Annotated in this window: 5 protein-coding genes; all 5 read left to right on the plus strand. The window is 67.2% G+C overall.

The features are described from left to right. Genes RND64_RS11225 through RND64_RS11245 form a run of 5 tightly spaced genes read left to right on the plus strand, consistent with a single transcriptional unit; the run spans nt 1 to nt 25590 of the window. A complete protein-coding gene (locus tag RND64_RS11225; RefSeq protein ID WP_049697393.1) occupies nt 1–5472 on the plus strand; it encodes a type I polyketide synthase in 5472 nt (1823 codons plus the stop codon). Next, the gene (locus tag RND64_RS11230) at nt 5472–10241 is read left to right on the plus strand and encodes an SDR family NAD(P)-dependent oxidoreductase (protein ID WP_049697394.1); all 4770 of its coding nucleotides are present in this window, start codon (nt 5472–5474) and stop codon (nt 10239–10241) included. The genes RND64_RS11225 and RND64_RS11230 overlap by 1 nt, the downstream gene beginning before the upstream one ends. Nucleotides 10242–10247: 6 nt before the next feature. Next, on the plus strand, nt 10248–15698 hold the full coding sequence (locus RND64_RS11235) for a type I polyketide synthase (RefSeq protein ID WP_049697395.1): 5451 nt from the start codon (nt 10248–10250) through the stop codon (nt 15696–15698). Beyond that, nucleotides 15695–21115, plus strand: coding sequence for a type I polyketide synthase (locus RND64_RS11240; protein WP_049697396.1), 5421 nt, complete (start codon nt 15695–15697; stop codon nt 21113–21115). The genes RND64_RS11235 and RND64_RS11240 overlap by 4 nt, the downstream gene beginning before the upstream one ends. Further along, nucleotides 21112–25590, plus strand: coding sequence for a type I polyketide synthase (locus RND64_RS11245; RefSeq protein WP_083444279.1), 4479 nt, complete (start codon nt 21112–21114; stop codon nt 25588–25590). The genes RND64_RS11240 and RND64_RS11245 overlap by 4 nt, the downstream gene beginning before the upstream one ends. The last annotated feature ends 42 nt before the right edge of the window (nt 25591–25632 follow it).

The following is a 25632-nucleotide window of genomic DNA, read 5'->3' on the forward strand; positions in this document are numbered from 1 at the left end:
ATGCCTCGAGACGAGGCGGATCTGAGGGCATGGCTGGTCGACCAGCTCGTGCGTATGGGTTGTGAAGCCGACGACATCGACGTCGACACTGCATTCAACGACCTCGGCGTGGGATCGCGCGATGCGGTCGTCATGTCGGGCGAACTGTCCGAACTCGCGGGTCGACAGATCTCGCCCGTCGATTTCTGGGAGCATCCGACAATCGCCACGCTGGCAGCTTTCGTCGCCAATCCCGAAGCAGCACAAGCGAACACCGTCGACCTGCCACACTCACAGCCCACCGACGACGCCATCGCCGTCATCGGCATCGGCTGTCGGTTTCCCGGCGATGTCTTCGGTCCGGAGAAATACTGGGATTTCCTGTTCGACCACGGCAACGGTGTCAGCACCGTCCCCGAGGGACGATGGACACAGTTCGACGACGGTCGCAACGAGACGGCCAACGCTCTGCGGCGCACCACGCGGTGGGGCGGCTACCTGTCCGAGGTCGACGCCTTCGACGCCGAGTACTTCGACATCTCACCCAGCGAGGCCGACAAGATGGACCCGCAGCAGCGTCTGCTGCTCGAGGTCACCCAGGAGGCGCTCGACCACGCCGGCATCCCTGCCGGCGCGTTGCGTCACTCGCAGACCGGTGTTTTCGCGGGTTCGTGTGCCGGTGAATACGGTGCGTTGGCGACGAGCGACCTGAGTCAGGTCGACGCGTGGTCGGGGACCGGTGGAGCGTCGTCGATCATCTCCAACCGCCTGTCGTACCACTACGACCTCCGCGGTCCGTCGGTCACCATCGACACCGCATGCTCGTCGTCGCTCGTGGCCATCCATCTCGCATGCCAGAGTCTGCGTTCGGGCGAATCGACACTCGCGCTGGCCGCTGGCGTCAATGTGATGCTGTCGCCCGCGATCACCCGCAGCTTCGATACCGCGGAGGCGATGTCGCAGAGCGGACAGTGCCACTCGTTCGACGCAGCCGCCGACGGTTATGTGCGCGGTGAGGGTGCGGGCGTCGTGGTGCTGAAAGGGCTGTCCGACGCGATTCGCGACGGCGACAACGTGATCGCCGTCGTGCGCGGTTCTGCAGTCAATCAGGACGGCCATTCCAACGGTCTGATGGCGCCCAACCCATCGGCGCAGATGGCCGTGTTGCGCGGTGCGTACGCAGCCGCGGGCCTCACCACCCGCGACGTCGACTATGTCGAAACCCACGGCACCGGAACACTTCTAGGCGATCCCATCGAAGCACGGGCACTGGGTACCGTTCTCGGACGCGGCCGCAGCTCCGACGATCCGCTCCTCATCGGTGCGGTCAAGTCGAACATCGGTCACCTCGAGGCCGCGGCCGGTGTTGCCGGCTTCATCAAGGCTGTCCTGGCCGTCGACCGTGGCAACATCCCGGCGAATCTCGGTTTCTCCCAACCGAACCCGCACATCAACATGGACAACCTGCGCCTACGGGTCGTTGCCGAGCACACCGTGTGGCCCGAACGCGATCGGCCTCGACGCGCCGGGGTGTCCTCGTTCGGCTTCGGCGGCACCAACGCACACGTCGTGCTCGAACAGGCCCCGCCCGCGCATGCGACTGCCGATATGAACTCTGGGGCTACGAACTCTGGGGCAAGCACCGCTGCGGTGACGACACTCACCGTGACGGCGAAGACCGCCGATCGAGTGCGCGCACAGGCTGGCGCGCTGGCCGACTGGCTCGACGGTGCCGGTGCCGACGTCTCACTGGCCGACGTCGCCCACACCCTCGATCACCACCGCACGCGACACTCCGCGTTCGCCACGGTGGCCGCGCGCGACAACCAGCAGGCTGTCGTGGGTCTGCGCGCTCTCGCGGCGGGCGACACAGCACCGGGGCTCGTCGATGTTCACGGTGGACGCTGCAGACCCGGCACGGTCTTCGTGTACTCGGGGCAGGGATCGCAGTGGGCGGGTATGGCGCGCACACTGCTCGATTCGGAACCCGAGTTCGCGGCGGCCCTCGCCGACATCGAACCGGACTTCGTCGCACAGGTCGGCTTCTCGCTGGTCGACGTCGTCCGCGCAGGTGAACCGGTTGTCGGTATCAGCCGCATCCAGCCTGTCCTCACCGGTCTGCAGTTGGCACTCACCCGACTGTGGCGCTCGTACGGCGTCATCCCCGACGCCGTCATCGGACATTCGATGGGGGAGGTCGCGGCGGCCGTCGTGTCCGGTGCGCTGTCCGTAGCCGATGGTCTCAAGGTGATCGCAACCCGTTCGCGACTGATGTCCGCGCTGTCGGGCCAGGGCGCGATGGCCCTCGTAGAACTCGACGCCGACGCCGCGACAGCACTGGTGAACACATATCCGGACGTGACCGTCGCGGTGCACGCGTCGCCGCGACAGACGGTGATCGCCGGCCCACCCGACCAGGTCAACGCCGCGGTAGCCAAGGTTGCCGCAAGCGACAAGCTCGCCCGCCGCATCGAGGTCGACGTCGCCTCCCACCATCCGATCATCGACCCGGTTCTGCCGGATCTCCGCACCGAGTTGGCCGATCTCGCCCCGCGTCGACCAACCATTCCGCTGATCACCACAACCCTTGCCGAGGGCGAACCGCGGTTCGACGCAGACTACTGGTGCTCGAATCTCCGCAATCCGGTGCGGTTTTCGCAGGCGATCAGCGACGCAGGCGACACGCACGGCGTGTTCATCGAGGTCAGCCCGCACCCGATACTCACCTACGCGATCGACGACACACTCGCCGACGTTCATCACCACTCCGTCGCGACGTTGCTGCGCAACCAGGACGATGCCCTGACCTTCCACACCAACCTGAACGCGGCGCAGACCACGACGCCTCCGACGAGTTCGCACGGCGCCGAGCCGCATGTGCAGCTGCCTGCCACTGTCTGGCAGCACACGTCGCACTGGATCGAACTGCCCGAACGTACAACGGCGGCTGCGGTGGTGCCGACGAACGGCACACTGCTCGGCGAGCGTATCGACGTCGCCGACACCGCGGGCACGCATCTCTGGCGGGCAGATCTCACCGCGCACACCAAGCCGTATCCGGGTTCACACGAACTCAACGGTCTCGAGGTGGTGCCGGTCTCGGTACTGCTCGCCACCCTGGTCGACGCCGCTCGCAGCGTCGGCATCGAGCACATCGGCGAGGTTCGATTCCACTATCCGATCGCTCTCGACCGCCCCCGACTCGTCCAGGTCGTGGCCGCCGGCGACGTCGTGTCGATCTCGTCGCGCTCGGCGTCCGACACGTCGACGTGGGTGCGACACGCGACGGCCCGCGCGGTCGTCGAACCACCCGCGACACAGACATCCGAACTCAATGGCCTCGCGCCGATCACCGCCGCGCAGGGTCGTTCTACGGCGGAGTTCCTGCGCGAGTGGGGTGTGACAGGCCAACCCTTCGAGTGGACCTTCTCGGGTCTGCACGGATCGGCGGAGCGGTTGTCGGCCGAAGTCGACCTACCCGAGCCTTCCGTGGCCGCCGTACTCGACGCGGCCGCGCACCTCGCGCGCCTCGTCGACGACTCGAATCGTGACCTCATGGTGCCGTCCGCGACCGAGTTCGTCTGGCTGGCAGACGATGTCACCGATCCGAGCGCGACGATCGACATCCGACGAAACCGCACCGTGGAGGACGGGCTGGTCGTCGACGTCACCGCGACCGGCCCAGACGGCCCGCTTCTCGACATTCGCGGACTGCGGTTCGCGGCCGTCGACGGAACCGACGCGCCGACTCCCGATCTGCCGCCAGAATCGATGACACACGTACTCGAGTGGCAACCGATGGAGTTCGACGCCGATCGCGCTGCGACACCGAGCGGCTCGGTCGCGGTCGTCGGAGAGGGCAACGCGGTCGCAGCAGCCCTGCGCACCGCGGGCGTCGACGTCGTCGACGATGCGTCGACAGCACGCCATGTCGTCTACGTCGGCGGAGCATCGACGGGTGATCACGCCGCGGACGCGGTGCGTATGGGTTCGGAGGTCACCGACTGGGTGCGACGTCTCACTCAACGTGATAGCGCCACGACACTGTGGCTCGTGACCCGCGGTGTTCGCACACCAACCGCGGCAGGGGATCTCGCCCAGAGCGCGCTCTGGGGACTCGCGACAGTGATCGCCGAGGAGCAACCCGATATCTGGGGCGGGCTGATCGACCTACCGGCGGACGCAGACCTCACCGCCAACGCGTCGTCGCTCGCCGCGGCGATGGTCACACCGTTCAAGGCGATCAGATCGCTCATCGACGAGCAATTGTCCGTTCCCACAACGGTTCTGCTCGAGTCGGTTCTGCTCGAGTCTGGGCCCGTCCGGGAAGCGCTGCGGTGTCGTGCTGACGCCTCGTACCTCATCACCGGGGGCCTGGGTGCACTTGGTCTGGTGATCGCCGACTGGCTCGCCGGGCGTGGGGCACGGCGGATCATCCTCGCCGGTCGTAACGGACTACCACCCCGGCGGACGTGGGACGACGAGAACGTCGACTCGTCCACGCGCACACGCATCGACGGTGTTCGTGCACTGGAGGCACGGGGCGTCGCAGTGGAGCCCGTGGCACTGGACGTCGCCGACGCCTCGGCGCTGCGTGCCTTCCTCGAGCGCCGCGACGACGCGGGTGCTCCGCAGGTACGCGGCGTGATCCACGCTGCGGGTGTCACGGTGAACCGACTCCTCACAGATACCGACGCCGAAACGCTCCACACCGTCATGCGGCCCAAAATCGCGGGCGCACAAGCTCTGTCGGAGGTCTTCGAGGCTTCCGAACTGGACTTCTGCCATCTCACCGGAAGTGCGGGCGCCCTGTTCGGTATTCCGGGACAAGGCGGCTATGCCGCGGCGAATGCCTATCTCGACGCCTTCGCACGCTTCGCCAACCCATCACATGGGCGCACCCTCAGCATCGACTGGGTGGCGTGGGAGGGCCTCGGCTTCGCCGCCGATGCCGACCTCGTCGTCGCCGAGCTCGAACGCGTCGGGTCGCGTCCCGTCCGGGTCGGCGAGGCACTCGCGGCGTGGGAGTACATCGACCGATTCGACGTCGCGCAAGCCGTCGTCCTTCCGCGCGCTGACGCGTCGGTGTCGTACACCGCCGACGAGATCGACACGCACGCATGGGATCGGATGGACCGCGCCGAGATGTTGAGCACCCTGGAGAACGGATTGCGCGCGATTCTCGCCCACGAGCTACGACTTCCCGAGGCCGACCTCGAATCCGATGTTCCGTTCGCCGAGTTGGGTCTCAACTCGGTGATGGCGATGTCGATCCGCCGCGACGCGGAGAAGCTCGCCGGGATCGAACTCTCGGCCACGATGCTGTGGAACCATCCGACCGTTGCGGCGCTCGCCGCCCACCTCGCCGACAAGATCGCTCCGCAGGAGTCCGACGATGTCGACGACGAGTTCGACACCGAGTCCGACGGGCTGCTCGACAGCCTGTTCGACGACGTCGAGTCCTCACCGCTCGGAGCGGAGCCGGGGCTCTGATGGCGGCACACGACTTCGACGACAACAGCCTTCGGGAGTGGATGGTCGATCACCTCGTGGCCATGACCGGTTGTGCGCGCCACGAGGTCGACCCCGAGGCATCGATGGCCGATCTCGGTGTGGGATCGCGTGATTCGGTTGTTCTCTCGGGCGAACTCTCCGAACTCCTGCGGCGTCACGTCTCGCCGGTCGAGTTCTGGGAGCACCCGACGATCAACTCGCTCGTCCACTACCTGTTGCACGACGAGCCCATCGACGTCAGCGACCACACGGTGAGCGCAGACACGCTCGACGACCCGATCGCGGTGGTCGGCATGAGCTGTCGCTTACCCGGTGGCGTGCACGGCACTGCGCAGTTCTGGGACTTTCTCTCAACGGGCGGCGATGCTGTCGGTACGGTTCCCGCCGAACGCTGGGAACGCTTCGACGACGGCACCCCCGAAGTGCGCGGGGCTTTGGAGTCGACGACGCGGCACGGCGCCTTCCTCGACGACATCGCCGGATTCGACGCCGACTTCTTCGAGATCACCGCGCGCGAAGCCGCAAAGATGGACCCTCAGCAACGCCTGCTTCTCGAAACCGCCTGGGAGGCATTGGAGAATGCCGGAATCGCTCCGGGGACGCTGAAGCGGTCGCCGACGGGCGTCTTCGTCGGTGCGTGCGTCAGTGAGTACGGTTTCCTGGCCTCCACCGATCTTCCAGGCGTCGACGCGTGGAACAACCTCGGCGGAGCGCTGAGCATCATCGCCAATCGCCTGTCCTACTTCCTCGACCTGCGCGGGCCGTCGATGACCATCGACACGGCCTGCTCGTCGTCGCTGGTGGCGATCCACCTCGCATGTCAGAGCCTGCGTCTGCAGGATTGCAACGTCGCGCTGGCCGCGGGGGTCAATCTGCTTCTGTCGCCTGCGGTCTTCCACGGCTTCGATCAATCTGCCGCACTGTCGACCTCGGGTGCCTGCCACTCGTTCGACGCGGACGCCGACGGTTTCGTCCGCGGCGAGGGCGCGGGCGTGGTGGTACTCAAGCGCCTCGGCGACGCGCTCCGCGACGGTGATCGGGTACTCGCGGTCGTGCGCGGCTCCGCGGTCAACCAGGACGGACATTCCAACGGCCTGTTCGCGCCCAATCCCGCCGCCCAGATGGAGGTGCTACGCGCTGCGTACGCGAACGCCGGTATCGCGGCCCACGACGTCGACTTCGTCGAGACACACGGCACCGGAACACTTCTCGGCGATCCGATCGAAGCGCGTGCTCTCGGTACCGTTCTCGGGCGCGGCAGGCAGGCAGACAAACCACTCCTTCTCGGAGCGGTGAAGTCGAACCTCGGGCACCTCGAGGCCGCCGCAGGTGTCGCAGGATTCATCAAAACCGTGCTCGCGGTGCAACGCGGGACGATCCCGGCCAACCTCCACTATCGAAACCCCAACCCGCACATCCCGTTCGAGCAACTACGACTGCGGGTGGTCGATTCGGCGACCGCCTGGCCGACCACTGAGGGTCCGCGCCGGGCGGGAGTGTCGTCGTTCGGTTTCGGCGGCACCAACGCTCATGTCGTCCTCGAACAGGCACCGTCGGTACGTCGAGCAGCTGCAGCCGACGACGATCCTGTACAAGCCGTTGCGACACTTGTCATCTCGGGTAAGAGCCCCGCGCGGGTCTCGGCCCAGGCCGCTGCGATCGCCGAATGGATGGATTCCGACGGCGCGGGCGTTCCGCTCCCCGATATCGCCCACACGCTCAATCACCACCGGGCAGCACTACCGGTCTTCGGGTCGGTCACCGCCCGCGATCGTGCCGGGGCCATCGCAGGCCTGGTCGCTCTCGCGGCAGGGGAGAGCGCAGAAGGCGTCCGATTGCCCGCAAACGCTTCACCAGGACCGGGCACCGTCTTCGTTTACTCCGGTCAGGGATCGCAGTGGGTCTCGATGGCCGCTGCTCTGCTCACCGACGAACCGGCGTTCGCCGCGGCAATCGACGAACTCGACGATGATTTCGTCGCGGATGTGGGATTCTCCCTGCGCGATGTCATCAGCGAGCAGAAGGATCTGCACGGCGACGCCGAGGTGCAGCCAGTCCTGCTGGGCATCCAACTGGCGCTGACGAAACTGTGGGGCAGCTACGGGGTTCATCCCGACGCAGTCATCGGTCAGTCGATGGGCGAGGTCACCGCCGCAGTCGTCGCCGGTGCGCTGACGCAAGCCGAAGGGCTACGCGTCATTGCCGTTCGCTCGACATTGATGGCACGACTCGGCGGCCAGGGCGCTGTCGCGCTGCTGCGCGTGGGCGCCGACGAAGTCGAAGAGCTATTGACCACCCACACCGGTGTCGAGATCTCCGGACGCCTCGCGCCGCGTCAGACCGTCGTCGCCGGCCCGGTCGACGCGGTGGACGCCGTCGTCGCGCAGGTCTCGGAGACCGGTCGCTTCGCGCGACGGGTAAATATGGAGGTCGCGTCACACACGGCCCTCATGGATCCGATACTCGACGAACTGCGTTGCGCGCTCGAAGGACTCACACCCCGACAGCCCCGCATCGACTTCTTCTCGACCGTGACACCCGGAACCACTCCCACCGCAGACGCCGACTACTGGGTGGCCAACGTCCGACAGCCGGTATCCCTTGCTGAAGCGGTCGGCGCTGCGGCTCTCGAGAACGCGACATTCGTCGAGATCAGCCCGCATCCGATGCTGACCCAGGCGGTCGCCGAGACACTGGAGAATACCGACGCCCTACACAACGTGATCGGCACGCTGATCCGCGATGGTGACGACACCGTGTCGTTCCACACCGCGGTGAGCGCCGCGGCCACCACGAGGCCGCCAAGTACCCCGCATCCGCCGGAGCCACATCCGGTGTTGCCCGCAACGCCGTGGCAGCACGTCGAGTACTGGATGCCGACCCCGCAGCGGCACGCCGAGCAGGTGGCAACCTCGGCCCCGACAGGACCGGTCGACACCGCGATCCCGGCACAGTGGTGGCACGAACTCACGTGGCCGGAGCGACCCCTGACCCGGCAAACCCCAGACGCCTCATCTTCCGACGCCTCTACTGAGCGCTGGGTCGTGGTCGGGCGCGACGTCGGTGCTGCCCTCGCGGCGCGTCTCGGCGCCGACTCGGTGCGCATCGTCGACGAGAACGAGGTCGCGACGCTGACCGCTGCCGACGACCTGGCCGACGTCGACCGCGTGCTCTACGCACCCGCACCGCTGACGACAGACGAAATCTTCGGCGCCGCAGCGGGTTACCGCATCTTCGGCGTCTCCCGGTCGCTCGTCTCGGCACTGCACGGACTCGACTCACCGCCGCGACTTCACTTCCTGACGCGCAACGCGCAGCCGATCTCCGAAGGCGATCGCGCCGCCGCCGCTCAGGCTGTGCTGTGGGGTCTCGGACGGTCGCTGGCACTCGAGCATCCCGAGTTCTGGGGATCGGTCGTCGACATCGACGAATCGGTACCGCCCACGCTCGCAGCGGGCTACCTCATCGCCGAGACCACCGAGGCCGCGGTCGACGACCGCGAGGATCAGGTGGTGTATCGCGCCGGAATCCGCCGCGTGCCGCGACTCACGCGCGCCGCAGCGTTGCCGCTCCCGGATGACGACCGCCTGGCGTCCGAGGGCGCTCACCTCGTTGTCGGTGCCACCGGCAATATCGGACCACACCTGATCCGACAGTTGGCATCGATGGGTGCGGGCACTGTCGTGGCGGTGTCGCGCAATCCGGGCGACCGCCTCGACGGAGTGATCACCGAACTCGCGGCGCAGGGCACCACCGTGATTCCGATAGCGGCCGACGCCACCGATCGCGACGACATGGCAGCGCTGTTCGCACGCTTCGGCGCAGAGCTTCCGCGGCTCGACGGGGTGTACCTCGCCGCATTCGGCGGTGGCCCGGTGACGCTGACCGACATGTCCGACGACGACGTCTCCGCCATGTTCCGGCCCAAGCTCGACGCGCTCGCGGTGCTGCATAACATGACGGTGAGCACCGGTGTGGATCGTTTCGTCGTCTTCTCGTCCATCTCGGGCCTCACCGGATCGCGGTGGTTGTCGCATTACGCCGCGACCACCACCTTCCTCGACGCCTTTGCGCACGCCCGTCGTGCGGCCGGTCTTGCTGCGACGACCATCAATTGGGGGCTGTGGCAGTCGCTCGACGAGGTCCAGGACGAGATCGAACGTCAGGTGACGCGCGGCTCCGGTCTGCTCCCGATGGACGATCCGACCGCGATTCGTGCGCTGGTGTCTGCGACCGCTCCCGGCGCGCCGGTGCGCTCGACGGTGGTCGCGGCCGACTGGCCGACCCTTGCCGCGGCCTACCGCACCCGTGCGGTACTGCGCATCGTCGACGATCTCGTCGACGAGCCAGAGCTGCCGAGTTCCGACGGGCCGACCGAGTTGCGCGAGGCGCTCGCGGGTGCCGAACCGTCGCAGCGAAGGGAACTGCTCAGCGACCACGTCGCAGCACTGGTCGCCAAGGTGATGGGGTTGTCGTCGCCTCAAGAACTCGACGCCACCACCGGGTTCTTCCAGTTCGGGATGGACTCGTTGATGACGGTAACACTCCAGCGCGCGCTGAGTGAATCGCTCGGCGAGCAATTGCCCACGTCTGTGGTGTTCGACTATCCGACAGTCGAAGCACTGACCGGGTACCTCGCGTCGACGCTGCCCGAGATGGTCGACGCGACCGACGAAGCACCCGACGACTCCTTCGACGAACTCTCCGAAGACGAACTGTTGAAAGCACTTTCCGAAAGGCTGGGCTGAGCACCGATGACTCCCGAGGCCACCGATCGACGGGCGATCATCACCGATGCGCTCCGCAGGATCGACGATCTGACCAAGAAACTCGCCATCGCAGAAAAGAGCGAGACCGAACCCATTGCCGTCGTCGGCATGGGCTGTCGACTTCCCGGTGAAGTGAACAACCCGGACGACTACTGGGACTTGCTCACCGAAGGCCGCAGCGGCGTGGTCCGTGTTCCCGCCAACCGTTGGGACGCAGACCAATTCGCTACCGACGATCACACCGTGCCCGGCACGATCGTCACCAACCAGGGCGGCTTCCTCACGCACTGGGATCCGGACCAGTTCGACGCCGAGTTCTTCGGACTGACGCCCCGCGAAGCCGTCGGCATGGACCCGCAACAACGACTCCTCATGGAAGTTGCGTGGGAAGCAATCGAAGACGCCGGCCTGACGCCGAAAGCATTGCGCGGCACACAAACCGGTGTCTTCGTCGGCATGACGACCAACGACTACACACTGTCATTCGCGGGCAAGCTGGCACCGGCAGATCTCGATCCCTACATCCCGTTCGGCAACGCCGCCAACTTCGCGGCCGGACGCCTGTCGTACTTCTTGGGACTGAACGGACCCGCTGTCGTCACCGACACGGCCTGCTCGTCGTCGTTGGTCGCCATCCACCTCGCGTGCCAGAGCTTGCGGCGGCGCGAGGCCGACGCCGCGCTCGCCGCGGGCGTCAATCTCAACCTCTCCCCGGAGAACAGCATCGCCTGCTCGCGCTGGGGCATGCTCGCACCAGACGGCACATGCAAGACCTTCGACGCCGATGCCAACGGATACGTGCGTAGCGAGGGCTGCGGTGTGGTCGTGCTCAAGCGACTCGAGGACGCGACCCGCGACGGCGACAGGGTGCTCGCCGTCATTCGTGGTACGGGCGTCAACCAGGATGGCGCGAGCAGCGGGCAGACCGTTCCCAACGGTCCGGCGCAGCAAGCTCTGATGCGACGAGTGCTCGCCGCATCGCGACTCGAGCCCGCCGACATCGACTACGTCGAGGCGCACGGAACCGGCACACCGCTCGGCGACCCGATCGAACTCGACGCGCTCTACAACGTCTTCGGAGACCGTAAGGACTCGTCGCCGCTGATCATCGGATCGGTGAAGACCAACCTCGGACACCTCGAATCCGCCTCGGGTGTCGCAGGTTTCATCAAGACCGTGTTGGCCGTCGGCAAAGCGCACATCCCACGACAACTTCACTTCTCGAGCCTGAACCCCCATGCGTGTGCCGGCGCGTCGACCTTCACCGTCGCGGCCGAGCCCGTCGATTGGCCCGAGACGGATCACCCGCGCCGCGCGGGTGTGTCGTCCTTCGGGGTCAGCGGGACGAACGCGCACATCGTCGTCGAGCAGGCACCGCAGGTCGCAGGCGAAACGGCACTCACCCCCGAACCACTGGTCAGCACGCTCGTGGTTGCAGGCAAGACCGCGGAGCGCGTCGCGTCGACCGCTGCCGTACTTGCCGAGTGGCTTGCCGGCGCCGGGGCTGACACCCCGCTGTCAGCGGTGGCTGACACCCTGGCCAACCACCGAGCAACCTTCCCGGTCTTCGCGACGGTCACCGCGGCCGACCACACCAACGCCGTCGCGGGCCTGCGCGCGGTCGCGGGCGGGTACAAGTCACCGGGTGTTGTCGGCGTCCGCGACGCCGTGCGCACGCCCGGCACCGTGTTCGTCTACTCCGGACAGGGTTCCCAGTGGGCGGGTATGGGCAAGCGCCTTCTCGAACACGAGCCGGCCTTCGCCGCCGCAGTCGACGAGCTGGAGCCGGATTTCGTTGCACACGCCGGCTTCTCACTCCGCGAGACGATCGCGGCGGGTGAGTCGGTCACGGGTATCGACCGCATCCAGCCGGCACTCGTCGGTATCCATTTGGCACTCACCGCGCTCTGGCGCGCCAAAGGCGTCGAGCCCGCCGCGGTGATCGGCCACTCGATGGGCGAGGTCACCGCGGCAGTCGTGTCGGGAGCGTTGAGCGTCGGTGACGGACTCAAGGTGATCTCGACACGCTCCCGGCTGATGTCGGCGCTGTCGGGTCAGGGTGCGATGGCGCTGCTCGGACTCGACGCCCGGGCTGCCGAAGACCTCATCGCCGACTTCGACGACCTGACCGTAGCGGTGTATGCGGCGCCGGGGCAGACCGTCATCGCCGGCCCACCCGAACAGGTCGACGCCGCGATCGCCCGTGTCGCAGCCACCGACCGACTCGCGCGCCGAGTCGAGGTCGACGTCGCGTCGCATCACCCGATCATCGATCCGATCCTTCCTGACCTGCGCGTGGCACTCGCCGACATCTCGCCTCGCACGCCGACGATTCCGCTGCTCTCGACGGCGGATCCCTCCGGCGCGGTATCGCCACGGATGGACGCCGACTACTGGTGTGCCAACCTGCGCAATCCGGTGCGCTTCGATCCCGTGGTCGCCGCAGCCGGTGCACAGTACGGGACCTTTGTGGAAGTCAGCCCTCATCCCGTGCTGACGTACGCGCTCGACGACATCCTCCGCGCGGGCAAGAACAACGTCCTCGGCACGCTCTACCGCGACACCGACGATCTGGTCACGTTCGCCACGAGTCTCGCAGCGGTTCGCACCACCACACCGCCGTCTGTGCCCGCGGCCGGGCCGTTCGTTCGGCTGCCGCACACTCCGTGGCATCACTCGCGCTACTGGGTTCAGGTGCCCGAGACGGACGGAGCTGTCGCTCGCGCCGCATTGTCGAGTACCGAGGCACCGTCGGGTCCTGCCGGGCGGAATAGTGGCGGTGAAACCGAAAACGTCGGTGCCGGTGAGGTTTTCGACGACTGGTTCATGACACTCGCGTGGCGTGAACGTGCGCTGGACACCCTCGCCGACACCGATCAGAACTGGGTTGTCGTCTCCGACGATTCGTCGGCAGCTGACCTCGCCGCTCTCCTCGACGCAGGCACGGTCGTGGCACCCGATGCGTTGACCCCGGCGGCGCTCTCGCCCGCGACGCACGTGCTCTTCGCACCGCGACCAGTCGTCGCGGATTCAGCTCGCGCCGCACGTCGCATCTTCGGCGAGGCACGACGTACCGCCGCCGCGCTCGCTGCCGCCAACACCCCGCTACGTATGTACATCCTCACCCGCAATGCGGCTCCGGTCGCCGAAGGTGAGGCCGCAGATCCGGCGCAGGCCGTGCTGTGGGGATTCGGTCGCACGCTGGCGCTCGAACGGCCTGAACTCTTCGGCGGACTGCTGGATATCGATGCGACGGTGCCCGCAGAACTCGTCGCCCGTCATGTGGCGACGAATGCCGCCGCGAACGACGGCGAGGATCAGGTCGTCTACCGCGCGGGGCAGCGACTGGTGCCGCGGCTCGCACGCACCGACGTTCCCACCGGTATCACGCAACTGCCTGCAGACCGCACACAGCTGGTCGTCGGCGCCACCGGCAACGTCGGCCCCGATCTGGTGCGGCAACTCGCCGCACTCGGCGCCACAACCGTTGTCGCAGTGTCGCGCCGGGGAGGCTCTGCGCTGTCCGAGCTGACCGACGAACTCGCTGAACGTGGGACGACGCTCGTCTCGCACGCCGCGGATGCCGCCGATCCCGTTGCGATGGCCGAATTGTTCGCGCGCTTCGGCACCGATCTACCGCCGCTCGACGGCGTGTACGTCGCGGCCCTCGCCGGCGGGGCAGGCGAGTTGATCGACATGTCCGACGACGACGCGGCCGCCATGTTCCGGCCCAAGATCGATGCAGTGGACGTGCTGCACCGTCTGACGGTGAGCACGCCGGTCAATCGCTTCGTACTCTTCTCCTCGATCACGGGCCTGTTCGGTTCACGCTGGCTGGGGCACTACACCGCGGCGAACGCCTATGCCGACGCACTGGCGTACGCACGACACGCGATGGGTCTGGCGGCCACGGTCATCGACTGGGGCCTGTGGAAGTCGTGGGCCGACGCACAGCCCGAGACGGCGTCCGCAGGTCTCACACCGATGCCCAACGACGTCGCCATCGGCACACTCGGTCGCCTCCTCGACCCCTCCGCCGGTGTGCGCCCGATCGTCCTCGCCGCCGACTGGGAGCGGCTCGCCGAGTCGTATCGGATGCGTACTTCTTTCAAGGTCGTCGACGAGTTGCTGGGGGCCGACGAGGCCGCCGACCTCGCGGCGCTGCCTTCCGCGCGTCCGGGCACCGTGTTGGGGGAGTCCATCGACGGGGATACCAACGGGGCCGCTGCCATCTTCCAGGCACGCCTGGATCCCGACGATCTGCCCTACCCGGGTTCGCATCTCGTTCAAGGTGTGCAGGTCGTCCCGGCGTCGGTCCTCATCGCGACCGTCGCCGCAGCGGCACGCGAGAGTGGCGCGGCAGGAGTCGGTGATGTGCGGTTCCAGTACCCGGTCGTCGCCGACCGCCCGCGGGTCGTTCGGGTGCGAATCGGCACCGACGGCACCGTGACGGTGGCATCGACGACGTCTCCGAATGCCGCGGCCGACAGGTGGGTCACCCACGTCACCGCCACCACAATCGACACCCCGGTCGACCTGACGCCCGGCGCACTCACCGATCCGGCACCGTCAGGGTTCGACGCGGCGCAGGCCGAAGGACTTCAGGAACGCTGGGGAATCGACGGGCGTCCGTACCCCTGGTCGGTCGGTGACCACTCGGCAACCCCGGGCACCCTGACCGCCGAGGTCGGGACCACGTCCCTCGACTCCGCGGGGCAATCTGCGATCGCTTTCGTCGATGCGGCAATACATCTCGCGCGACTCCTCGACAGTTCACACGACGGCTTGATGTTCCCGTCGTCGGTCGACTCGGTCGCACTCGACGTCGAGTCCGCTGCGTCGGCTGGGCACGTCGAGCTGCGCCACCGTGCCGGTGACGCCGATGGTTTCAGCACCGACGTCGTCGTCAGCGCACCCGACGGCACCGTCACCGTTGCACTGCGCGGACTGAGGTTCGCCGGGGCAGCCGCGCCTGCACCCGACACCGCCGAGGCCCTGGTGCCCGCTGTCGACGCACCGGTCTGGGCGGAGCTCACCGAGGACGAGACCCGAGCGCAACTGCGAGATCGCCTGCGCGCCATACTCGCTCGCGAAATCGGCATGCCGACGGACGCACTGCGCATCGATCAACCGTTCCCCGAACTCGGCCTGGACTCGATGATGGCGATGACCGTGCTTCGCGACGCACGACAGCTCGTCGGCATGGATCTATCGGCGACGATGCTCTGGAACCACCCAACGGTCGAGGCAATGAGCGACCTCCTCACCGACCTGCTCGAGCCCGCACGACGCTCCGCAGCAACCGAACCCGAGCCGGACGACTCAGACGTCGACAGCGTGCTCGACAGCCTGTTCGACAGCGTGGAATCGCTGTCCGACGATCCCCTTGCCGGCGCGGAATCCGTGTCGGCATCCAGCGAGAGTGGTGACGCATGAAGACGACCTACAACCGTGTCGCGGCCATGAACCCCACCCAGCGCGGCGCGCTGGTGGAGCAGTTCGACAAGGCGGCCCGCATCTCTGGCGCCGAGCCCATCGCTGTCGTCGGAATCGGCTGCCGCCTTCCCGGCGACGTCCACGGTCCTGACGATTTCTGGAAGCTGCTGACCGAGGGTCGCGACGCGATCGTCGAGGTGCCCGCCGACCGCTGGGATGCCGACGAGTACTACGACCCCGACCCGAGTGTGCCCGGCCGAATGCCTTCGAAGTGGGGCGGGTTCCTCTCCGACATAGGCGGATTCGACGCTGACTACTTCGGCATCACCCCGCGCGAGGCCGAGGCGATGGACCCGCAGCAGCGTGTGCTCCTCGAGGTCGCGTGGGAAGCTCTGCAGAACGCGGGGTACTCGCCGGAAACGGTCAACGGTGTGCGCGCCAATGTGATGATGGGCGTCTATTACAACGAGTATCAGGCCAAGTCCGCCGGTAATCAGGACGCGATCGACGCCTACTCCGCGACCGGAAACGCGCACAGCGTGACTGTCGGTCGAGTCGCCTACCTCCTGGGTCTGCGTGGCCCCGCCGTCGCCGTCGACACTGCGTGCTCGTCGTCGTTGGTCTCGCTGCACCTGGCCTGCCAGAGCCTGCGCTCGCGCGAGACCGACCTCGGACTCGCAGGCGGCGTCAATCTCATCCAACAGCCCGAAACCCAGTTGGCACTTGGCAAGTGGGGAATGCTTTCGCCACGCGGCCGGTGCAATGCATTCGATGTCGCGGCCGACGGCTTCGTCCGTGGCGAGGGCGCGGGCGTCGTGGTGCTCAAGCGTCTCACCGACGCCGTGCGTGACGGCGACCGTGTCTTCGCGGTGATCCGTGGCTCCGCGACCAACCAGGACGGCCGGTCCAACGGGCTCACCGCACCGAATGCGCCCGCGCAGAAGGAGGTCATCGCACGCGCCTTGGCATCCGGCGATGTGCAGGCGTCGTCGGTCAATTTCATCGAAACCCACGGCACCGGAACAGCACTCGGCGACCCGATCGAGTTCGATGCCCTCGCCGCCGTCTACGGCAAGGGCAGCGCGCCGCTGGCTCTCGGCGCCGTGAAGTCCAACTTCGGACATCTCGAGGCCGCCGCGGGTATCGCGGGCTTCATCAAAGCGGTGCTGTCGGTCCACCACGCTCAGATCCCGCCGAATCTGCACTTCACACAATGGAATCCGGCCATCGACACGAAGGGCACACGATTCGTCGTGCCCACCGAGGCATCGCCGTGGCCGGTCGCCGACGCTCCGCGTCGTGCGGGGGTCTCGTCGTTTGGTCTCGGTGGTACCAACGCGCACATCGTGATCGAGCAGGGCCCCGAGCCCGTACGGTCGACGAGTTCGGAATCGACGGCCACCCCGGAGGCTGTGACGTTGTTCGTCACCGGCAAGACGGCCGACCGGGCGGAGACGTGGGCGCAGATCCTCGCCGACTGGCTCGAGAGCGATCCGGCCGTGTCGTTGGTCGACGTCGCCCACACGCTCGACCGCCAGCGCGGCCGCACCGACCTCGTCGGCAGTGTCTCTGCGCGCACCAGAACCGAAGCCGTCGCGGGTCTCCGCGCGCTGGCCGAGCGGTCACCGGCAGCGGGAGTCGTCGCACCGATCAAGCGGGCACGTGGCACCGGCACCGTCTTCTGCTACTCGGGACAGGGTGCGCAGTGGGCAGGCATGGGCCGACGCCTCCTCGCAGAAGAGCCTGCTTTCGCCGCGGCGATCGACGAGATCGAGCCGGATTTCGTTGCACAGGTGGGCTTTTCGCTGCGCGACACGCTCACCTCCGGCGACGCTGTCGTCGGAATCGACCGAATCCAGCCGGTTCTCGTCGGCGTGCAGTTGGCACTCACAGCACTGTGGCGCTCACGCGGTGTCGAGCCGGATGCGGTGATCGGCCACTCCATGGGCGAGGTCGCCGCCGCGATCGTCTCCGGGGGACTCAGCCGCGCCGATGGTCTCAAGGTCATCGCGACCCGCTCGAAGCTGATGGCAGTGCACCTCTCCGGCCAGGGCGCGATGGCATTGCTCGAAGCCGACGCCACCACCACCGAGGCCCTTCTACGCAACTACGACGACGTGTCGCTCGCGGTCTACGCTTCACCACGGCAAAGCGTCGTCGCAGGCCCGCCCGAGCAGATCGAGAAGGTCATCGCCGAGGTGCAGGGCCGCAACCTCTTGGCGCGACGCGTCGAGGTCGATGTCGCCTCGCACCACCGAACCGTCGACCCGATTCTCGTCGATCTGCGGTCGGCGCTGACCGATCTCACACCGACGACGCCGCGCATCCCGCTGCTGACCACGGTGGCCCGCGAGGGCGAGTCGACCGTGCTCGACGCCGACTACTGGGCACGTAACCTGCGCAATCCCGTGCGCTTCTCACAGGCGGTGACCCGGGCCGCAGAGTCGTACTCGACGTTCATCGAGATGAGCCCGCACCCGCTGCTCACCCACGCGATAGGCGACGCACTCTCGGTCGCGCGGCCGCGTGGCGATGTCGCGGTGTTCGGCAGCATCGTCCGCAACGAGGACGAGACCCTGGTCTTCCACGCGAATCTGGCAGCGGTGCAGGCGGGGTCGGAGACGACACAGCGAGTTGACGGTTCACTGGTCGACCTTCCGCCCAACCGCTGGCATCACACCCGCTACTGGATGGCGACCGCACCGTCGACGTCGAGTGCGGGCGCACACCCGTTCCTCGGTACCCACGTCGAACTCCCCGCTGCCGCAGGCCATCTGTGGCAGAGCGAGATCGGCGTCGAGAGCACAGTGTGGCTGGCCGACCACCGTGTGCACGGGCAGGCCATCATGCCTGCTGCGGGATTCACCGAGATGGTTCTCGCCGCTGGTTCCGAAGCACTCGGAGTGCCCGCACAACAACTTCAACTCGCTCAGGTCGAGGTGGAGCAGATGCTCCCGGTCGACGAAACCATCAGGGTCACCACTCAATTGACGCCAGTCGACGGGGGAGCGGTGCGGGTCGAGGTGCATTCGCGCGACGCAGAAGGCACCTGGCGACGCCACGCCGTCGGTCGTGTCTCGCCTGCCGACGATGCCGCAGCACCCACTGTCGTGCCGGTGACCGGATCGGTGATTCCTGCCGCCGACTTCTACACCGCGCTGCGCCGCACGGGCGCTCACCACGGACAGGGTTTTGCCGCACTCACACGAATCGTTCGTGCAGAAGGGGGCGCGTCGGAATCCCAGATCGTGCTCCCGGACGAGGCGAGCGCCCACCGTGGCTTCCGTGTCCACCCGGTACTCCTCGACGCCGCGCTCCAGGGCGTCGCCGCGGCGATGCCCGCAACCGCGCTGTCAGAATCTGCCGAAGCGACATACTTGCCCGTCGCGATAGGGAGTCTGCGCGTCCTCGGCCCCGTCGGGCGAACCGCGACGTGTTCGGCGCGGGTCGTCGATGCCGAGAACGGCGTCGACAAGATCGGTGATTTCGTCCTGAGCGACGACAACGGACGCCCGTTCCTCGCCGGATCGCAGGTCTACCTACGGCGGGTGCAGAGCCACACCGTTCCACTTCCGTTGGAGCAGAAGCTGTTCGACACCCAGTGGCAACCGGCGCCGCTGCCTGCCGACGCGTCGTCTGCGATTCCCGCCGGTAGTTGGCTGGTGCTCAGCTCGTTCTCGGCCGGACAGACCGCAGACGTGCTCGCCGCTGATTTCGCGCAGACGCTCGGCGACGTCGACCACCGCCGGGTCATCGCGGCCGACATGTTCGACGACGCCGCCGTGGCTGCTGCATTCGGCGAGGCGACCGGGGATCCCACTCATCCGCCCGCAGGCGTGATCGTGATGGTCGACAAGCAGGGGTTCGACGCCAGCGCGGCGTCAGCGACGAGGGCGCGCGATCTCGTGTGGTCCGTGACGTGTGCGGTGCGCACGGTGGTCAACGGGTGGCACGGCAACGCGCCACGGCTGTGGCTGGTGTCGCGGGACGGACTCGGTGTGGACCCCCGTGAGCCCGGCGACCCGGCGGTCGGCGGCTTGAAGGGACTCGTCCGCGTGCTCGCGTACGAACATCCCGATCTGCACACCACGCTCGTCGATCTCGACGATGCGGGCGACAGCATGAACGACCTGGTACGCGAGATCGCTGCAGGAGGAGCCGAGACGGCCGGCATCGACGATATCGTCGCGTGGCGCGACGGCATTCGGTACGCCGCGCGGCTCACGCGTACGGCGCTGGGCGTCGACTCCACGTCGACGACGGTCACCTCTGACGGCGCGTACATCCTCACCGGCGGGCTCGGCGGACTCGGTCTGGTCATGGCCCAGTGGCTGGTCGCCAACGGGGCAGGCAGGGTGATACTCAACGGCCGCAGCGCCGCCGACGACGCGCAGCAGACCGCACTCGTCGAACTCCAGGCGAACAGCGAGATCGTCTACGTGCAGGGCGATATCACCGATCCCGGCGTCGCAACGGTCCTCGTCGACGCCGCGGAGGCGACCGGAAAACCACTGCGTGGTGTCATGCACTGTGCCGCTGTGATCGACGATGCGCTCCTGGGCGCACTCGCTCCGGAGAGTCTCGACCGCGTGTGGGGTCCCAAGGTGCTCGGCGCCCTCGCGCTCAACGACGCATGTGCGCATCGCGAACTCGATTGGTGGGTGGTGTTCTCGTCCGTCGCGTCGCTGCTCGGCTCGCCCGGACAGGGGGCATACGCCGCTGCGAACGCGTGGACCGACGCGCTCGTCGCGTGGCGGCGCGCTTCGGGATTGCCTGCCACGTCGATCAATTGGGGCCAGTGGGCGCAGGTCGGTGTCGCGCAGACGCTGAACATGACCGCGATCGACCCCATCACGCCCGACGAGGGCATCGAGGCACTCGAAGTCATTCTCCGTCACGATGTCGCACAGGCGGGCGTGGTGCGACTGCGCCTCGACCGCGCCTCGGCGGCCTTCCCCGAGTTGAATAAGATCGGCTACTTCGCGCCACTCGTCTCCGAACTCGACGTCGACAACTCCGACGACGGTTGGGCGGGAGTCGAAGCGCTGCGTGATCTCGACGGCGACGCGGTGCTCGACGCCGTCACCGAGCGCCTGCGTACACGCGTGGCGACGATCATGGGGTACGCCGACAACTCGGCGATCGATCCGACGAGCCCACTCACCGAGTTGGGTATGGATTCGCTCATGGCGGTGCGCATCAGAAACACGGTCCGCGGTGACTTCGGCGTCGAACCGCCGGTTGCGTTGCTCCTGCAGGGCGCGACGCCGCGAGACCTGGCCGCCGACCTCATCCGACAACTCGGACTCGCTCAGGCGGAGAAGACAGACACGACCGGTGGGCTGCGGGAACGCGCCCAACAACGCGCGGCGGCCCGTCAGCGGGCGCAGCGACGCAGGACGGGGCAGCGAGTATGACGACAGCCGCATCGAGTACGGGGACAGGCACCTTCGGGGCGCAGCCGGGAAGTGTCGGCGTCGACACAACGAACTACCCGTCGGGCGCGATTGCGATCATCGGCATGGCAGGCCGGTTTCCCGGCGCCGATTCGGTCACCGAATTCTGGCGGGCCCTCAGCGCCGATCAGGAAGGCATCGTCTCGCTCGATGAAGGTGATCTTCGCGCAGCAGGCGTCAGCGACTCCACGCTGAAGAACAGCAACTATGTGCGCAGGGCTCCCGCGATGGACGGGATCGACGAGTTCGATGCCGAGTTCTTCGGCTTCACCCCGCACGCGGCGCGCACCCTCGACCCTCAGCATCGGCTGTTCTTGCAGACCACTTGGCACGCACTCGAGGACGCCGGCTACAACCCCGCCGACATCGATGTGAACGTCGGTGTGTTCGGCACCAGCTCGGCGAGCGGTTACCTGCTTCACAACCTGATGTCGCATCTCGACCCCGCCAAGGTCATCGGCGAAGGCGCCAGCTTCGAGATGATCAATCTCTCGCTGCAGAACGACAAGGACCACCTGGCGACCCGTGTCGCGCACCAGTTCAATCTGCGCGGCCCCGCGTTCGCCGTGCAGACCGCGTGCTCGTCGTCGTTGCTCGCGGTCCATCTCGCATGCCAGTCGATTCTCAACGGCGAGTGCGAGATGGCTCTTGCCGGCGGTTCGTCGATTCGCGTACCCAATCGGGTCGGGTATTTCTACGAGCCGGGATCGATGGCATCGCCCAGCGGATACTGCCGCCCATTCGACGTCCGGGCGGACGGGACGATCTTCGGTAGCGGTGTCGGCGCGGTGCTACTCAAACCACTCGAGGACGCAGTGGCCGACGGCGACCGCATCCACGCTGTGCTCCGCGGTTCCGCGGTCAACAACGACGGCGCGACGAAGATGAACTACGCCGCACCGAACGCGGCAGGGCAGGCCGAGGTCATCGCCGAGGCCCACGCGCTCGCCGAGGTCGACGCCGCGACGATCGGTTACGTCGAAACACACGGCACCGCAACGCCACTGGGCGATCCGGTCGAAGTCGAGGGGTTGCGTCAGGCTTTCGAACTCGCCGAGGAAGATCGCACCGAACCGTGTGTCCTCGGGTCGGTGAAGTCCAATATCGGCCATCTCGAAACCGCGGCAGGCATTGCCAGCCTCATCAAAGCCGTGCTGTGTCTGGAGAACAAGGCACTGCCGGGCACGCTGCACTACACAGCACCCAATCCCGAGCTACACCTCGAGCGGGGCCCCTTCGAGGTTCGCGGCCAGCACACCAAGTGGGAATCGAGCCGCCCGCGGCGCGCGGGTGTGAGCGCCTTCGGTGTCGGCGGAACCAATGTGCACGTCGTGCTCGAGGAAGCGCCGGCATCGGCGCCCGTCCCGGCGAGCAGCGGTCCTCACGTCGTCACGCTGTCGGCGCGAACCGCGGACTCGTTGGCGCTGGGCCGGCGCGCACTCGCCGACGACCTCGAACGGCGACCCGACCTCGACATCGCCGATGTCGCCCACACCCTTGCCGGCCGTCGTACAGAACGGTTCCGCCTGGCGGCAGTGGTCAACGATACGGCCGATGCGGTTGGCATCCTGCGAGCCGACGAGCACGACAATGCGTTCATTTCCGCGGCACCGGCTGTTGAAGGCAACGGTGAGCGCATCGCATTCCTGTTTCCAGGACAGGGCTCGCAACACGTCGGGATGGCGCGTGGTCTCATCGAATCCGAGCCCGTCTTCGCCGAGCACTTCACCGCTGCCGCAACTCTTTTCGACGCCGAGCTCGGCATCGACCTCCGCGCGGACATCATCGACGGTTCTCCGCGAACACTCGAACGCACCGACCGGACCCAGCCGGCATTGTTCGCCGTCGAGTACGCACTGGCCAAGCTCGCCCAGTCACGGGGAGTCGAGCCGTCGGCGCTCGCCGGACACAGCATCGGTGAGTACGCCGCCGCGACCATCGCCGGAGTCTTCGACCTACCGACGGCGGTCAAGGCCGTCGCGATGCGCGCACGGCTGATGAACGCGGCACCGCGCGGCGTGATGGTCGCGGTCCCACGCGGGCCGGCCGAGATCGCGGCACTCCTCGATGGCGAAGTCGACATCGCCACCGTGAACGACCCGGGCAGTTGCGTGGTCGCGGGCTCTGACAGCGCGATCGCCGCCTTCTCTGCGCGGCTGTCCGAACAGGGCATCGCAGCTCGCAGAGTCCGCACCTCACACGCATTCCACTCGCGGTTGATGGACGGCGTGGTCGCCGAGTTCACGAGCTTCCTCTCGCAGTTGACACTCAACGCGCCACAGATCCCGCTGATGTCCAACGTCACCGGCACGTGGATGTCGGCAAGCGAGGCCACCAATCCGGCCACGTGGGCAAGGCAGATCCGCGCGACGGTCAGGTTCGCCGACGAGGTCGACGCACTGCTGGCCGACCCCGCCCGGGTACTGGTAGAGGTCGGGCCCGGCGGCACCCTCACAAGCGCGGCGACGCGGCACCCGAGCTGGTCCGACGGACATCGCGCGGTGCGCCTCATGCGTCACCCCGCGCAGAATCGCGACGACGAGGCGGCATTCCTGCTCGGACTCGGCCAACTGTGGGCCGCAGGCGTCGACGTCGAACTCTCCGACACAGCCACACCACGTCAGCGACTGACGCTGCCGGGTTATCCGTTTGCACGCGAACGACACTGGGTCGAGCACAACGCCGCAGCGCGGTTCGCAGGCACGCACGGAATCGACGCGGAGAACACCGCTGCGGATTCCAAGGCCCCCTCCGCCACCGGACAGACACCGATGGAAGCGACACTCGCGCGGATCTGGGCACAGTGCCTCGGCGTCGGCAGTGTCGAACGGACCGCCAACTTCTTCGAGATCGGCGGCGACTCGCTGATCGCGATCAGCATCGCGATGAGCGCAGCCAACGAGGGCCTCGAGATCACGCCACAAGATCTGTACGAGAACCAGACGGTCGCCTCACTCGCGAAGAAGCTCACCGCCCGCTACGAGTCCGGCGGCCTCGGCCGAAAGGTCGACGCCGATCCGGAACATCTGCCGGTGCCGCCGACCGTCACGCGATTCCTCGAACGTGGCCTGGCCGAGCAGAACTCGTGGCGGGTTCCGCTGATCCTTCGACTCCGTTCAGATGTGTCAGCAGAGGTGGTCGGCACAGTCCTGACCAAGATCGTCAATCACCATGACGCGCTGCGGCTTCGACTCGTCGACGACAACGGATTGGTCGAGCAGCGGATCAGCGAACCCGTGGAAGCCCTCGACGTCGTGGTCGCCGAGATCGACGCGGGTATCGAGGCGGGGGAGGAGACCCAACGTCGCCAAGTGCGTGAACTTCTCGACGACGCGGTGGGACGCACGGCAGACGCCCTCGTCCCGCTGGTCGCCGCTTACGTCGCCACACCGGACGGCCCCCGATATCTGGCCCTCAGTGTGCACGGACTCGTCGCCGACAACGAGTCCCGCGAGATTCTGCTCACGGATCTGTTCACGGCATTCGGCCAGGTCCTCGCAGGCGAGGAAATCACCCTGGCTCCGGTTGCCACACCCTGGCGCGACTGGTCGCAGCTATCGGTCGAGCTCGCAGCACATCCGGCCGTCCTCGCGACCCGCGACTACTGGCTCGGTGCAACCGATTCCGCGAACATCCAACTGGTGCGGGACGGTTCATTCGCACGTCCGAGTCGCTCACACCTGACCCGAATCGCGACCGCGCTCGACGACAAGCAGACGACCGAACTCGACGACGCGCGTCGCAGGTTGACGTTCCCGCTCGAGCACTTCCTGCTCACCGCACTCGGCCGCACGGTCGCGCAGGTGACCGGCGACGGGACGTTGCTGGTGGATCTGGCCGGCAACGGACGGGCTGTTCTGCGGCCCGAACTCGATCCGCGACGCACGGTCGGCACCTTCGCCGCGATTCATCCGATCACGCTGCAGTGCAACGCAGTCAGCGGATACACGGCCCGCGAACGCCTCGAGACGATCCGTAAGACCGTGACCGACGTCCCACACCAGGGTGTCGGATATGGCGTGCTGCGTTACCTGTACGCACCAACCGCCCGCCGACTCGAGGCTGCACCGGAGGCGGATCTGCTCGTCACCTTTGCCGGAGCAATACCCGACCTACCCGCGGACGCGGCAAACGCGCCCATCTCGCTGGATTCCGATGCAGCGCTGGCGATTCGCGAGACCGTACCGGGAGCTGGGCATGCGATCGAGGTCCGCGTGTACCGTGCGGGCGGTTCGCTGCACATCGACTGGTGGTACGACCACCGTCGTGTCGACACCGAACGCGCTGCGCTGTTGGCCGACGTGTTCGGGCACACGCTCACCGATCTCGCCCGAGAGTCGATCATCGAAGACGAAACCGACTCGGCGAGTGACGAACTCGAACTCATCGATTTGTCGTCCGACTTCGACCTGGGAGAAGCCAGTGCACGACACTAACGCGCGGATCAGACGTCGCTCGGGCCGTCACCGGCGCCGGGA

Origin of the sequence: Gordonia sp. w5E2, from assembly GCF_036540975.1 — a bacterium.
Taxonomy (GTDB): Bacteria; Actinomycetota; Actinomycetes; order Mycobacteriales; family Mycobacteriaceae; genus Gordonia; species Gordonia jacobaea.

Bases quoted from the DNA above. Each gene is read 5' to 3' on its own strand.
- RND64_RS11225 (WP_049697393.1), top strand. From the start codon at position 1: ATGCCTCGAGACGAGGCGGATCTGAGGGCATGGCTGGTCGACCAGCTC.
- RND64_RS11230 (WP_049697394.1), top strand. From the start codon at position 5,472: ATGGCGGCACACGACTTCGACGACAACAGCCTTCGGGAGTGGATGGTC.
- RND64_RS11235 (WP_049697395.1), top strand. From the start codon at position 10,248: ATGACTCCCGAGGCCACCGATCGACGGGCGATCATCACCGATGCGCTC.
- RND64_RS11240 (WP_049697396.1), top strand. From the start codon at position 15,695: ATGAAGACGACCTACAACCGTGTCGCGGCCATGAACCCCACCCAGCGC.
- RND64_RS11245 (WP_083444279.1), top strand. From the start codon at position 21,112: ATGACGACAGCCGCATCGAGTACGGGGACAGGCACCTTCGGGGCGCAG.